Raw genomic sequence first — 13,379 nt, 5'->3', positions numbered from 1 at the left:
TAGGGGTTGTGATGGAACGGGCCCAAGTATCAGCAGGCCGCATGAACACGATATGACTCGAATGTGACAATTGGATGAAAGGCCATCACCGGTAGTCGGGGATGGCCTTTGCAGGATGTTTCAGGAGCGGCGCGCCGCCTCGCGGGGAAACGGCTGCGTGAGCAATTGCGTGGGAGCGGGCTTGCCCCGCGATCACCGGCATCGCCGGTGCCATGACATCAGTTTTCCAGGCCCGGCTTACGCGGGGTAAGCCCGCCGCCCCCCACACGAGCCCAGCCAACTCGATAAATTACGATCTGATCAACAGACCGGAGCCGCCAGGAAAAGGCCTACAGCGTTTCTAGACGCTTCCTAGAAAAAATGAACCTATGATCTGGGCCACCCTGCCTTTGGCAGCCAACTTTCGGATTTTCACACCCAGTGTCCATGGACTCAGAAACCAATACCCCCACCTCGCTGCCAGCCGGCGTAGTAAAAGTCTCATGGCTGAAGCTGCTGGTGCGCATCCTCGCGGCACCCACGATGACTTCACTAGGCCTCATTCTGATCTTCGGCCTTGGCTACGATCGAACAGGCACCGCTGCCTATGTGCTCGTTTTAATGTTGTTCTGCATACCATTGGTGATTTGCTTGGGGGGAAATGTCACGGTATGGGTACTTGCCAGGCGTCAGAGCGAAGCGCTGAGATTGGGAGTTTTGGTGATCTCGAATCTCCCTCTCAGCCTGCTCTCATTCTGGTGGTCGCTAAACGCATTCAAACAAGAGCCCAACACCTTTGTTTTCTTCTTCGTCACGCCCTTCATGTCGGTATGGACGGCCTATCTGCTCCTTGAGCGCAAATAGCGCCCCTAAGGCCCATCCCGTTCAAGGTGTTCCGCGTCAGGGCTGTCAGGTGCTCGCCACTGCCCTTGCAGCGCCTACGAGATCGAGCGCCGCCCGCGCGGCGCTCGATCTCGTAGGCGCTGCAGGGATTGTGGCGAGCACTTGGAGGCCCTCACGCGAATCCTCGGCAAGCGCCTGCCAGCCCTGACGCGACCACCTTGAAAGGGATGTCCCTAAGGCTGTTTTGGAGGGAATCCTGTAACCCCCGTTCCGGTCAGCGTTTCTTCGCCAGCAAATAGATCCCCACCAACAACCCCAGCGCACACAGGCACGCCACGTAGTACGCCGGCGCCATCGGGCTGACTTTGAGCAGCCCGGTAACCACCATCGGGGTCAGGCCGCCGAAGATGGCGTAGGCCAGGTTGTAGGAGAACGACAGGCCGCTGAAACGCACCACCGCCGGGAACGCCTTGACCATCACGTAAGGCACCGCGCCGATCACCCCTACGCACAGGCCGGTCACGGCGTACAGCGGGAACAGCAGGTCCGGGCGGGTCGGCAGGCTGTGGTAGAAGCTCCACGAGCTTGCCAGCAGCAGCAGGCTGCCAACCACGAACACCCGGCCTGCGCCAAAGCGGTCGGCCAGGCTGCCGGCGGTGATGCAACCGACGCTCAGCAGCACGATGGCCAGGCTGTTGGCCTTGAGCGAATCGGTGGGGCTGATGTGATAGAGGCTCTGCAGCAACGCCGGGGTCATCAGGATCACCACCACGATGCCGGCCGACAACAGCCAGGTCAGCAGCATCGACAGGATCACCGCACCGCGGTGGTCACGCAGCACGGCGCGCAGCGGCAGCTCTTCGGCCAGGGCCTTGCGCTGCTGCATTTCGGCGAACACCGGAGTTTCGTGCAGCCAGCGGCGCAGGTACACCGAGAACAGGCCGAACACCCCGCCCATCAGGAACGGGATACGCCAGGCGTAGTCCGCCACTTCTTCCGGGGTGTAGACCGTGTTGATCAGCGTGGCCACCATCGAGCCCAGCAAAATGCCCGAGGTCAGGCCGGCGGTCAGGGTGCCGCAGGCGTAACCGGTGTTGCGCGCCGGTACGTGCTCGGAGACGAACACCCAGGCGCCCGGCACCTCGCCGCCGATGGCCGCGCCCTGGATGACGCGCATCAGCAGCAGCAGAATCGGCGCCCACAGGCCGATCTGTGCATAAGTCGGCAGCAGGCCCATCACCAGGGTCGGCAGGGCCATCATGAAGATGCTCAGGGTGAACATCTTCTTGCGCCCCAGCAGGTCGCCGAAGTGGGCCATGACGATGCCGCCCAGCGGCCGCGCCAGGTAGCCGGCGGCGAAGATGCCGAAGGTCTGCATCAGGCGCAGCCACTCGGGCATGTCGGCGGGGAAGAACAGCTTGCCCACTACGGTTGCGAAGAACACGAAGATGATGAAGTCGTAGAACTCCAGCGCACCGCCCAGGGCAGACAGCGAAAGGGTCTTGTAGTCACTGCGGGTCAGCGGCCGGGACGGCTGCTCGATACTGCTGGGCACGGAGGTCATCGACGTTCTCTTGTTGGAGTGCAGGCCGCTTGGCGTGCGGCTTCTGGAATGTTCAGCCGGTGAAGATAACAAATTGCAAAGTGCGGCCGATAGCATACAAAGTCCGTACAGATATTCACGAATGCACGGTCGTCGCTGGCTGTGATGGTCTATATACTGGCCGTTCGTAGAAAAAGGTTGCGTTTATCACGGGATGTTGTGCGAAAACGTAAGTCAGTACTGTCAGACTGTTTCGCAGAGTCTCCCTTTGGCCGCCCCCGAAGCGACGTCAGTGTCCGGCTGAAGCGTTTTCACGGCGTCCTCCACTGCGCCACCAACGAAGCGTCACGGGTCAGAGGCCCCACGGCATGATTGAGCTCGAACAAGAAGATCCTATCCCGCAGGGCGACCTGGCCCTGCAGATCACCGCGCTGCCGCGCGAGACCAACGGCTTCGGCGATATCTTCGGCGGCTGGCTGGTCGCCCAGATGGACCTGGCCGGCACCGCCATGGCCAGCCGCGTCGCCGGCGGCCGAGTGGCCACGGTGGCCATCGACCGCATGGCCTTTTTAGTGCCGGTGGCGGTGGGCGCGCAGCTGTCGTTCTATACCCAGACCCTGGAAATCGGCCGCAGCTCGATCCAGATGATGGTCGAGGTGTGGAGCGACGACCCGCTGTCCAGCGAATGGCGCAAGGTCACCGAGGCGGTGTTCGTGTTCGTCGCCATCGACGGCAGTGGCCGCACCCGTTCGGTACCTCGTCGCTGAGATAGCCGCGCGGTAAACTCGTTGCCTGGCATGGGGTCCAACGCCTCACTGCAACCTTTGAGACGAGCGCATGGTTATCCCACGGATCGAAACCGAACAACACGGCGAGCTGAACTGCTGGCGCCTGACCACCGCCCACGCCGAGCTGCTGATCGCCCAGCAGGGCGCGCAGATTCTCAGCTACCAGCGCGTGGGCGAGCCGCCGCTGCTGTGGCTGAGCGAAGACGCCATCTTGCGCCAGGGCAAGTCGGTACGTGCCGGGGTACCGGTGTGCTGGCCCTGGTTCGGCAACCTGCAACGCAACCCTGAGCCGGTGCAAGCCATGTACACCGGCAGTGATGCGCCGGCGCATGGCCTGGCCCGTACCCGCGACTGGCAACTATTGGCTGCCGACCAGCAAGGCGAGGGGCTGAGCGTCACCTTCACCTTGCCCCAGGCGCAGGGCCAACTGCCGGGCTGGGCCCACAACGTGGTCCTGACCCTGCAGGTAGAGCTGGCAAGCGACCTGAAGCTGACCCTCATCAGCCGCAACCACGGCGACAGCCCGGTGACCATCAGCCAGGCCCTGCACAGCTACTTTGCCGTCAGCGACGTGCGCCAGGCACAGGTTGAAGGGGTCGAGGGGCTCAGCTACATCGAGACCCTGGCCGACTGGCAGCAGCGCCAGCAGCACGGCGCGCTGGGCTTTGCCGGCGAGACCGACCGGATCTACCTCGATACCCCGCAAACCTTGAGCATTGTCGACCCGCAGTGGCAACGGCGCATTATCCTGACCAGCAGCGGTTCGCGCTCGGCGGTGATCTGGAACCCTTGGACTGAGCGGGCCAAGGAGCTGCCGGACATGGCCGACGATGGCTGGCAGCGCATGCTGTGCATCGAGACGGCGAATGTGTGGGATGACGTGGTGGAGCTCAAGCCAGGGGCCAGCCATGCGCTGGGGCTGGTGATCGGCAGCCAGGCGCTCTGAGCCAATCGCCTCATCGCCGGCAAGCCGGCTCTCATAGAGAAAACTACAACTCATTGATTTAACACTGTCTCTGTGGGAAGCGGCCTTGTGTCGCGATGGGGCGCAAAGCGGCCCAAGGCCTCGGCCTCATGCAAAATTGCCGGGGCTGCTGCGCAGCCCATCGCGACACAAGGCCGCTTCCCACAGTGGGCGCGGTACATCTGCGAGACTAGTTCTCTGCGCGACAGCGCAGCCCGAAAGGGCTGGGTGATCTCCTACAGGTACAGCGCAGGCCTGAGCCCTGTAGGAGCCGGCTTGCCGGCGATAGGGCCCTTACAGGTCGGCGTCTTCCACCACCCTCACCTTCCCGGCATCCAGCGCATAGGCCGCATCGGCCAGGTCATTGCTGACCTTCTCCACCTTCAACTGCCCGGTAACCCACAGCGGCGTGTAGATATCGTCGATCTTCAGCCCCTTGGGGTAGCGCACCAGCACCAGCTGGTTCGGCGGCGGCGGCGGCACGTGGATGCAGGCCCCCGGGTAGGGCACCAGGAAGAACAGCGTGCTGTTGCCCTTGGCGTCGCTTTCCAGCGGCACCGGGTAGCCGCCCAGGCGGATCTGCTTGCCGTTCATGGCAGCCACGGTCTTGGTCGAATACATCACCGCCGGCAGGCCCTTGCTCTGCTTCAGGCCACCCTTGTCGGTGAAGGTGCCCATGGCTTCCGGGGAGTTGTGGTCGATTTCGGGCATCTGCTCGAGAGCCTTCTGGTCCGACTTGGGCATCAGCTCCAGCCAGTCGGTTTCGGGCAGCTCGGCATGGGCCAGGGTGCTGGCCAGCAGCAGGGGAATGAGAAATAACGCTCGCATGGAAATGCTCGGCAACTCAGGATTGAATTGCCGGGCATTCTAGCCTGTGTTCAGTTCTTCTTGATGAAGCCGTAGATCACCAACAGCAGAATGGCGCCCACCAGGGCCCCGAAGAAGCCCGCGGCCTGCCCCGCCTGGTAAATGCCCAGCGCCTGCCCGCCATAGGTGGCGACCAAAGAGCCTGCAATACCGAGCAGGATGGTCATGATCCAGCCCATGCTGTCGTCGCCCGGTTTCAGGAAACGCGCCAGCAGGCCGACGATCAGGCCGATGAAGATGGTTCCAATGATGCCCATGGCAATCCCTCGATAATTGAAGATGGAACACGCCAAAGCCTAGACAGCGCTTTGGCGAGTTGCCATTTCAGAGGGCTACAGACCGAAAGAAGTTCGATCAGCCGGCGATCAACGCCTCTACTTCGGCGATCTTGGCCTTGAGGGTGGCCATATCCTGGCAGCGCAGGGTGGCGTGGCCAACCTTGCGCCCAAGCTTGAACGCCTTGCCGTAGTGGTGCAGGTGGCAGTCGTCGATAGCCACGACCTTGTCCACCGCCGGCACTTCGCCGATGAAGTTGAGCATGGCGCTCTCGCCGACCTTGGCGGTCGAGCCCAGCGGCAGGCCGGCAACGGCGCGCAGGTGGTTTTCGAACTGGCTGCACTCGGCGCCTTCGATGGTCCAGTGCCCGGAGTTGTGCACCCGTGGGGCGATTTCGTTGGCCTTCAGGCCACCGTCGACCTCGAAGAACTCGAAGGCCATCACGCCAACGTAGTCCAGTTGCTTGAGCACACGGCCGACGTAGTCTTCGGCCAGGGCCTGCAGCGGGTGCGCGTCGCTTGCCACCGACAGCTTGAGAATGCCGCTGTCGTGGGTGTTGTGCACCAGCGGGTAGAAGCGGGTTTCGCCATCGCGGGCACGCACGGCCACCAGCGACACTTCGCCGGTGAACGGCACGAAGCCTTCCAGCAGGCACGGCACGCTGCCCAGTTCGGCGAAGGTGTCGACCACGTCTTCAGGCTTGCGCAATACCTTCTGGCCCTTGCCGTCGTAGCCCAGGGTGCGGGTTTTCAGCACGGCCGGCAGGCCGATGCTGGCCACCGCGGCGTCCAGGTCGGCTTGCGAGAGGATGTCGGCGAAGGCCGGGGTGGGGATGCCCAGGTCGCGGAACATGCTCTTTTCGAACAGGCGGTCGCGGGCGATGCGCAGGGCTTCGGCGCTGGGGTACACCGGCACGAACTGCGAAAGGAAGGCGACGGTCTCGGCCGGCACGCTTTCGAACTCGAAGGTCACCAGGTCGACTTCGTCGGCCAGCTGGCGCAGGTGGTCCTGGTCGCCGTAGTCGGCGCGCAGGTGCTCGCCCAAGGGCGCTGCGCAGGCGTCCGGCGCCGGGTCGAGGAAGGCGAAGTTCATGCCCAGCGGGGTGCCCGCCAGGGCCAGCATGCGGCCCAGCTGGCCACCACCGATTACACCGATCTTCATAAAGTCAGCCTCAAGCCTGGCGCGGGTCTGGATTGTCCAGCACGGTGTCGGTCTGCTCGGTGCGGAACTGCTTCAGTGCCGCGTGATACTGCGGGTACTTGGCACCGAGGATGCTCGCCGACAGCAGCGCGGCGTTGATCGCACCGGCACGGCCGATGGCCAGGGTGGCGACCGGTACGCCGGCCGGCATCTGCACGATCGACAGCAGCGAATCGACGCCCGACAGCATCGACGACTGCACCGGCACGCCCAGCACCGGCAGGTGGGTCTTGGCGGCGCACATGCCTGGCAGGTGGGCAGCACCGCCGGCACCGGCGATGATCACCTCGATGCCGCGGCCTTCGGCCTCTTCGGCGTACTGGAACAGCAGGTCCGGGGTGCGGTGGGCGGAAACCACCTTCACTTCGTAGGGAATGCCGAGTTTTTCCAGCATATCGGCGGTGTGGCTAAGGGTGGACCAATCGGACTTGGAGCCCATGATCACGCCAACCAGTGCACTCATCGTCGAGCCTCTTCGCTTGTGCGCCCGCAGGCGCGTCAAAAAACAACAAGCCACGCGGGACGACCGGCGTGGCTTGTTTGCTGATCCGGACCGGAGCTGTCCGGTCGAAAGGCCGCGCAGTATAGCGTAACGCGACGCCGTCACGGCACCCCCGGCGACCAACTGTCGGCCTTATTTTTCGGGGGTTTGGCTGACTTTGGAGTCAACTGCCGCCGGCCCGCCTTCGAGCTTGCGCCACAACAGCCGCACGTTGGCCTTGCGCACCAGGGCGCAACGGTACAGGCGAATTTCCAGCGGCACATGCCACTGGCTGCCGCCACAGATCACCAGCTCACCACGCTCCAGCTCGCCGCGCATCGACAACCGCGGCACCCAGGCGATGCCCATGCCTTCCAGCGCCATGCTCTTGAGGCTGTCGGCCATGGCAGTTTCATAGACAGTGGTATAGCGCAGGTTGCGCTGGCGCAGCAGCAGGTTGACCGAACGCCCGAGGAAAGCCCCGGCGCTGTAGGCCAGCAGCGGCACGCTGCCCTCGCCTTCCAGGTCGAACATCGGCTTGCCGTCAGGCCCCACGGCGCACACCGGCAGCATCTCGGTGGTGCCCATGTGCAGCGACGGGAAGATCTCGGCGTCCATCTGCAGCGCCGCGTCCGGGTCATAGAACGCCAGCATCAGGTCGCAGCCACCCTCGCGCAGGGCGTGCACGGCATCCCCTACGTTAGTCGCAACCAGGCGGGTGGCGATGTTCAAACCATCGTTGCGCAGTTGCGCCACCCAACGCGGGAAAAACCCCGATGCCAGCGAGTGCGCTGCCGCCACCTGGATGACCTCACCCTGGCCACCTTCAAGATGATGCAAATGGCGGAGAACTTCGCTCAACTGGTCGACAACAGTACGCGCTGTGACGAGAAACAGCTGCCCGGCCTCGGTCAGCTCGATCGGTGTGCGCGAGCGGTTGACCAAGGTCAGCCCCAACGCCGCCTCAAGGCTGCGAATACGCCGGCTGAAGGCCGGCTGGGTGACGAAACGACGCTCCGCAGCCTGCGAAAAACTGCGCGTGGAAGCCAGGGCACTGAAGTCCTCCAGCCATTTGCTTTCGAGGTTCATCGACTACTCCGCAACGCGTGCACCAAAATGGAACACGCTCGATTGTCAATCGGCGTCACACCAAACCGTATGCCGTTTGTGCATAGGTTAGCGTGCAACAGCATTGGCCGCAAAATTGGCTTCAGGCCTAGGATTGGCGCCATTCCGGCATGTGCCGGGTCAAAATCGAGATGATATCCATCATGTCCTCCGCTGCATCGTTCCGCGTCGAAAAAGATCTGCTTGGCACCCTTGAAGTCCCTGCCGATGCCTACTACGGCATCCAGACCCTGCGCGCTGCCAACAACTTCCACCTCTCCGGCGTTCCGCTGTCGCACTACCCGAAACTGGTAGTGGGCCTGGCGATGGTCAAGCAGGCCGCTGCTGACGCCAACCGTGAGCTGGGGCACCTGAGCGATGCCAAGCATGCTGCCATCAGCGCAGCCTGCGGGCGCCTGATCAAAGGCGACTACCACGAGCAGTTCGTGGTGGACATGATTCAAGGCGGTGCTGGTACTTCCACCAACATGAACGCCAACGAAGTCATCGCCAACATCGCGCTGGAGGCCATGGGCCACCAGAAGGGTGAGTACCAGTACCTGCACCCGAACAACGACGTGAACATGGCGCAGTCGACCAACGACGCCTACCCGACTGCCATCCGCCTGGGCCTGCTGCTGGGCCACGACGCCCTGCTGGCCAGCCTCGACAGCCTGATCCAGGCCTTCGCTGCCAAAGGTAAAGAGTTCGACCACGTACTGAAGATGGGCCGCACCCAACTGCAGGACGCCGTGCCGATGACCCTGGGCCAGGAATTCCGCGCCTTCGCCACCACCATGACCGAAGACCTGCAGCGCCTGCGCTCGCTGGCCCCGGAACTGTTGACCGAAATCAACCTGGGCGGCACCGCCATCGGTACCGGCATCAACGCCGACCCGGGCTACCAGGCCCTGGCCGTGCAGCGCCTGGCCACCATCAGCGGCCAGCCGCTGGTACCGGCTGCCGACCTGATCGAAGCCACCTCCGACATGGGTGCCTTCGTGCTGTTCTCCGGCATGCTCAAGCGTACCGCGGTCAAGCTGTCGAAGATCTGCAACGACCTGCGCCTGCTGTCCAGCGGCCCGCGCACCGGCATCAACGAGATCAACCTGCCGGCGCGCCAGCCAGGCAGCTCGATCATGCCAGGCAAGGTCAACCCGGTTATCCCTGAGGCCGTCAACCAGGTGGCCTTCGCCATCATGGGCAACGACCTGGCCCTGACCGTCGCCGCCGAAGGTGGCCAGCTGCAGCTGAACGTGATGGAGCCGCTGATCGCCTACAAGATCTTCGACTCGATCCGCCTGCTGCAACGCGCCATGGACATGCTGCGCGAGCACTGCATCGTCGGCATCACTGCCAACGAACAGCGCTGCCGTGAACTGGTCGAGCACTCGATCGGCCTGGTCACCGCCCTGAACCCTTACATCGGCTACGAAAACGCCACCCGTATCGCCCGCGTCGCCCTGGAAACCGGCCGCGGCGTGCTGGAACTGGTGCGCGAGGAGAAGCTGCTGGACGAAGCGATGCTCAACGACATCCTGCGCCCGGAAAACATGATCGCTCCACGTCTGGTTCCGCTGAAGGCGTAACCCGGCCGCTGCAAACAGTCTCACCAGGTCGAGGGACTAGACACCTCTCAGCCTTTCAAGGGCCCGAGCGCACGCTCCGGGCCCTTTTTTTATGCCTGCCAGCACGGGCCTGGAACTCACGCGCCCCCTGCAGGAGCCGGCTTGCCGGCGATAGGGCCGGTACACCCGGCACAAAGCCTTAACCCCCGCCCGGCACACAACTTGCTCCATAATGCCCCTCAGCCCAACGGGACACCGAGCATGCTGCACAGCCACCTCACCACCCTCAACGCGGTATCGCTGATCCTCAAGGTGTTCCAGGAGGACGGCGTGGCCGCGCAGCAGATGCTCGCCGGCAGCGGCATAGGCCCGGCCGACCTGGGCCACAGCGATGCCCGTATCACCACCCAGCAAGAGCTGCAGGTGTGCGCCAATGCCGTGGCCCGGCGCGAGGACATCGGCCTGGAACTGGGCCGGCGCATGCATGTGTCGTGCTACGGCATGCTCGGTTACGCGCTGCTCTCCAGTGCCACTTTGGGTGACGCCCTGCGCCTGGCGCTGCAGTTTCCGGCACTGCTGGGAACAGTCTTCCAACTGCGCCTGGTGGATGACGGCCAGCGGGTCTGGCTGAGCGCCAGCGAGCATTACGACGCGCCGGCGCTGGCGGCCTTCAACGCCGAGTTCTGCCTGGTGTCGCTGAAAGTCATCTGCGACGACCTGCTCGGCCGCCCGCTGCCGCTGCTGGCAGCGCGCTTCGAACATGCCCGCCCGGGCTACCACACGCTCTACGCCGGTGCATTCCAGTGCCCGCTGGGCTTCGAGGCCGGCGACAACGCCTTTGCCTTCGAGCGGCGCTGGCTGGACACACCACTGCCGCTGGCCGACCCCATCACCCACAAGGCCATGAGCGAACGCTGCCGGCGCCTGAACCTGGAGTTCACCGGGCGCCAGGCGTGGCTGGGGCGCATTCGCCAGTTGCTGCAGCAGCAGCTGGATGCCGCGCCCGGGCTTGAAGGGCTGGCGCGGCAGATGAACTGCTCGTCACGCACCCTGCGCCGGCATTTGCAGGCGCTGGGCAGCAGTTATCAACAGCTGCTGGACGAGCTGCGCTTCGAGCGGGCCAAGCAGTTGCTGGCCGAGGACCAGATGCCGATCTACCGGATTGCCGAAACCCTGGGGTTCAGTGAAACCGCGAGTTTCAGGCATGCCTTCCAGCGTTGGAGTGGCGTGGCGCCGAGCCATTTTCGCGGTTGACCTGTTCCGGCCTCTTCGCGGGCAAGCCCGCTCCCACAGGCTCTGCGCAGCACTGAAAGCTGAGGTACTCCTGTGGGAGCGGGCTTGCCCGCGAAGAGGCCGGAACAGGATGTACTTGGCCATATTTATCCCCTTTTGGCCGTTTGCAACGTCCCCCGGTATACCGGCCGCCCAGCAGAATGGGCCCACGCCAGTGATTACCCGGAGAACAACAAATGCTGACGATCTATTCCGATGACCACCGCCTGCACCACGGCCGCTGCGAGCTGATCGACGGCCAGCTGATGCCGTGTTTCGAAATGCCCTCGCGCGCCGACCATGTGCTCGAACAGGTGAAAAAGCGCAACCTCGGCGAAGTCCAGGGCCCCACCGATTTTGGCCGCGCCCCGCTGCAGCGCATCCACAGCGCCGACTACCTGAACTTCTTCGAAGGCGCCTGGGCGCGCTGGGCCGCACTGGGCCACGACGGCGACCTGCTGCCCTTCACCTGGCCGGCGCGCACCTTGCGCCAGGTCAAGCCCACCGGCCTGCACGGCGAGCTGGGCTACTACAGCTTCGACGCCGGCGCGCCGATCACCGCCGGCACCTGGCAGGCCGCCTACAGCGCGGCGCAAGTGGCACTCACCGCCCAGGCCGCCATCCAGCAAGGCGCCCATTCGGCCTTCGCCCTGTGCCGCCCACCCGGACACCATGCCGCCGCCGAAGTGATGGGCGGCTACTGCTACCTGAACAACGCCGCCATCGCCGCCCAGGCCTTCCTCGACCAAGGCAAGCGCAAGGTGGCCATCCTCGATGTCGACTACCACCACGGCAACGGCACCCAGGACATCTTCTATACCCGCAACGACGTGTTCTTCGCCTCGATCCATGGCGACCCGCAGGACGAGTTCCCGTTCTTCCTCGGTTACGCCGATGAACTCGGTGAAGGCGCAGGCGCGGGCTGCAACATCAACTACCCGCTGCCGGCCGGCAGCGACTGGGCCGCGTGGAGCAGCGCACTGGAAGCAGCCTGCCAGCGCATCGACGCCTATGACGCCGAGGTGCTGGTGGTGTCCCTGGGCGTGGACACCTTCAAAGACGACCCCATCTCGCAGTTCAAGCTCGACAGCCCCGACTACCTGGAAATGGGCAAGCGCATCGCGAAGCTGGGCAAGCCGACCCTGTTCGTGATGGAAGGCGGCTACGCTGTGGAAGAAATCGGCATCAACGCGGTCAATGTGCTGGAAGGCTTCCAGCGCGCCCAGCCAGGAGCCTGAACATGGTCCGCATCAAGCGTCTGCTCGCCCCGCTCGTCACCGCCAGCCTGCTGGCCGGTGCCCTCAACGCCCATGCCGAACAGCGCACCCTGCGGGTGTACAACTGGTTCGACTACATCACCCCGCAAACCCTCACCGACTTCCAGAAGGACAGCGGGGTCAAGCTGGTGTACGACATCTTCGACACCAACGAGGCGCTGGAGGCCAAGCTTTTGACCGGCAACTCCGGCTACGACGTGGTGGTGCCGTCCAACGTGTTCCTCGCCAAGCAGATCGAGGCCGGGGTATTCCAGCCGCTGGACCGCAGCAAGCTGCCCAACTGGCAGCACCTGGACCCGGCGCTGATGAAGCTGATCGAAGCCAACGACCCGGGCAACCAGTTTGCCGTGCCGTACATGTACGGCACCGTGCTGATCGGCTTCAACCCGGCCAAGGTCAAGGAGGCGCTGGACGACAACGCGCCGGTGGACAGCTGGGACCTGATCTTCAAGGAAGAGAACATCGCCAAGCTCAAGCAGTGCGGCGTGGCCCTGCTCGACTCGCCGTCGGAGATTTTGCCGTTGGCGCTTTCGTACCTGGGCCTGGACCCGAACAGCGGCAAACCGGCGGACTACCAGAAAGCCCAGGACCTGCTGCTGAAGATTCGCCCGCACGTGACCTACTTCCACTCCTCCAAGTACATGGCCGACATCGCCAACGGCGATATCTGCGTGGCGGTGGGCTACTCGGGCAGCTTCTCCCAGGCCGCCAACCGGGCCAAAGAGGCGAACAACGGCGTGGTGGTGGACATGCGCCTGCCCAAGGAAGGCGCGCCGATCTGGTTCGACATGCTGGCGATCCCGAAAAACGCCGCCAACCCCGAGGATGCGCATACCTTCATCAACTACCTGCTGCGCCCTGAAGTGATTGCGCCGATCAGCGACTTCGTCGGCTACCCCAACCCGAACAAGGACGCCACCGACAAGGTCAGCCCGGCGATCCGCAACAACCCCAACCTGTACCCGACGCCTGAGGCGATGGCCAAGCTGTACACCCTCAAGCCACTGCCGCGTGATGCCGAGCGGGCAAGGACAAGGGCCTGGACCAAGATCAAGTCCGGGACCTGAGGCGCCTTCTTCGCGGTGGTCCGGCACTCCGGCAAGCCCGCTCCCACAGGATTGGACTGCCCCCCAAAAGTTGGACACCAATCCAACCCTTGGGGGATCGATGGAAAAGTACACCGAGCAATTCAAGCTCACAGCGATCACAGCTTA

At 63.9% G+C, this 13,379-nt stretch carries 13 protein-coding genes; 7 read left to right on the top strand and 6 right to left on the bottom strand.

Annotated features, from left to right (window positions below):
* The first annotated feature begins 426 nt into the window (after nt 1-426).
* Nucleotides 427-843, top strand: coding sequence for a hypothetical protein (locus ACI2KK_RS02640; protein WP_404667773.1), 417 nt, complete (start codon nt 427-429; stop codon nt 841-843).
* A 253-nt stretch (nt 844-1,096) separates the two neighbouring features.
* On the opposite strand, the gene ACI2KK_RS02635 is transcribed toward ACI2KK_RS02640, so the two are convergent.
* Nucleotides 1,097-2,386: an MFS transporter gene (locus tag ACI2KK_RS02635; protein ID WP_369988791.1), complete on the bottom strand. Its 1,290-nt coding sequence runs from the start codon at nt 2,384-2,386 to the stop codon at nt 1,097-1,099.
* 347 nt (nt 2,387-2,733) lie between these two features.
* Between ACI2KK_RS02635 and ACI2KK_RS02630 the strand changes: the two genes are divergently transcribed.
* Both ACI2KK_RS02630 and ACI2KK_RS02625 read left to right on the top strand, forming a co-directional pair.
* Nucleotides 2,734-3,132 (top strand): acyl-CoA thioesterase, encoded by a 399-nt coding sequence (locus ACI2KK_RS02630; protein ID WP_003253317.1) that lies wholly within the window; start codon nt 2,734-2,736, stop codon nt 3,130-3,132.
* Between the two features lie 70 nt (nt 3,133-3,202).
* Nucleotides 3,203-4,099, top strand: a complete 897-nt coding sequence (locus ACI2KK_RS02625) for a D-hexose-6-phosphate mutarotase (RefSeq protein WP_404667772.1) — start codon at nt 3,203-3,205, stop codon at nt 4,097-4,099.
* A 312-nt stretch (nt 4,100-4,411) separates the two neighbouring features.
* On the opposite strand, the gene ACI2KK_RS02620 is transcribed toward ACI2KK_RS02625, so the two are convergent.
* From ACI2KK_RS02620 to ACI2KK_RS02600, 5 genes are all read right to left on the bottom strand, one after another.
* On the bottom strand, nt 4,412-4,945 hold the full coding sequence (locus tag ACI2KK_RS02620) for a DUF3299 domain-containing protein (protein ID WP_217841007.1): 534 nt from the start codon (nt 4,943-4,945) through the stop codon (nt 4,412-4,414).
* A gap of 50 nt (nt 4,946-4,995) precedes the next feature.
* Nucleotides 4,996-5,241 carry a GlsB/YeaQ/YmgE family stress response membrane protein gene (locus ACI2KK_RS02615; RefSeq protein ID WP_217886993.1) on the bottom strand — a complete coding sequence of 82 codons (246 nt, stop codon included), beginning with the start codon at nt 5,239-5,241 and terminating at the stop codon, nt 4,996-4,998.
* 97 nt (nt 5,242-5,338) lie between these two features.
* Nucleotides 5,339-6,421, bottom strand: a complete 1,083-nt coding sequence (locus tag ACI2KK_RS02610; RefSeq protein ID WP_404667771.1) for a 5-(carboxyamino)imidazole ribonucleotide synthase — start codon at nt 6,419-6,421, stop codon at nt 5,339-5,341.
* Between the two features lie 10 nt (nt 6,422-6,431).
* Nucleotides 6,432-6,923, bottom strand: coding sequence for a 5-(carboxyamino)imidazole ribonucleotide mutase (purE, locus tag ACI2KK_RS02605; RefSeq protein ID WP_016489856.1), 492 nt, complete (start codon nt 6,921-6,923; stop codon nt 6,432-6,434).
* A gap of 171 nt (nt 6,924-7,094) precedes the next feature.
* Nucleotides 7,095-8,030 carry a LysR substrate-binding domain-containing protein gene (locus ACI2KK_RS02600; RefSeq protein WP_404667770.1) on the bottom strand — a complete coding sequence of 312 codons (936 nt, stop codon included), beginning with the start codon at nt 8,028-8,030 and terminating at the stop codon, nt 7,095-7,097.
* Nucleotides 8,031-8,212: 182 nt separating this feature from the next.
* Here ACI2KK_RS02600 and aspA point away from each other — a divergent pair, with 182 nt between their 5' ends.
* The 4 genes from aspA to ACI2KK_RS02580 all read left to right on the top strand — a co-directional run bounded on the left by aspA (nt 8,213) and on the right by ACI2KK_RS02580 (nt 13,232).
* Nucleotides 8,213-9,637 (top strand): aspartate ammonia-lyase, encoded by a 1,425-nt coding sequence (aspA, locus tag ACI2KK_RS02595; RefSeq protein WP_369988795.1) that lies wholly within the window; start codon nt 8,213-8,215, stop codon nt 9,635-9,637.
* A gap of 240 nt (nt 9,638-9,877) precedes the next feature.
* A complete protein-coding gene (locus ACI2KK_RS02590) occupies nt 9,878-10,870 on the top strand; it encodes an AraC family transcriptional regulator (protein WP_404667769.1) in 993 nt (330 codons plus the stop codon).
* Between the two features lie 215 nt (nt 10,871-11,085).
* The gene (locus ACI2KK_RS02585; protein WP_404667768.1) at nt 11,086-12,126 is read left to right on the top strand and encodes a histone deacetylase family protein; all 1,041 of its coding nucleotides are present in this window, start codon (nt 11,086-11,088) and stop codon (nt 12,124-12,126) included.
* 2 nt (nt 12,127-12,128) lie between these two features.
* Nucleotides 12,129-13,232 carry a polyamine ABC transporter substrate-binding protein gene (locus tag ACI2KK_RS02580; RefSeq protein WP_404667767.1) on the top strand — a complete coding sequence of 368 codons (1,104 nt, stop codon included), beginning with the start codon at nt 12,129-12,131 and terminating at the stop codon, nt 13,230-13,232.
* The last annotated feature ends 147 nt before the right edge of the window (nt 13,233-13,379 follow it).

This window comes from Pseudomonas sp. NPDC089406 (assembly GCF_044900265.1).
GTDB lineage: Bacteria > Pseudomonadota > Gammaproteobacteria > Pseudomonadales > Pseudomonadaceae > Aquipseudomonas > Aquipseudomonas fakonensis.
Note: the sequence above shows the minus strand (reverse complement) of the source record. Positions and strands in the feature narration are given on the sequence as shown.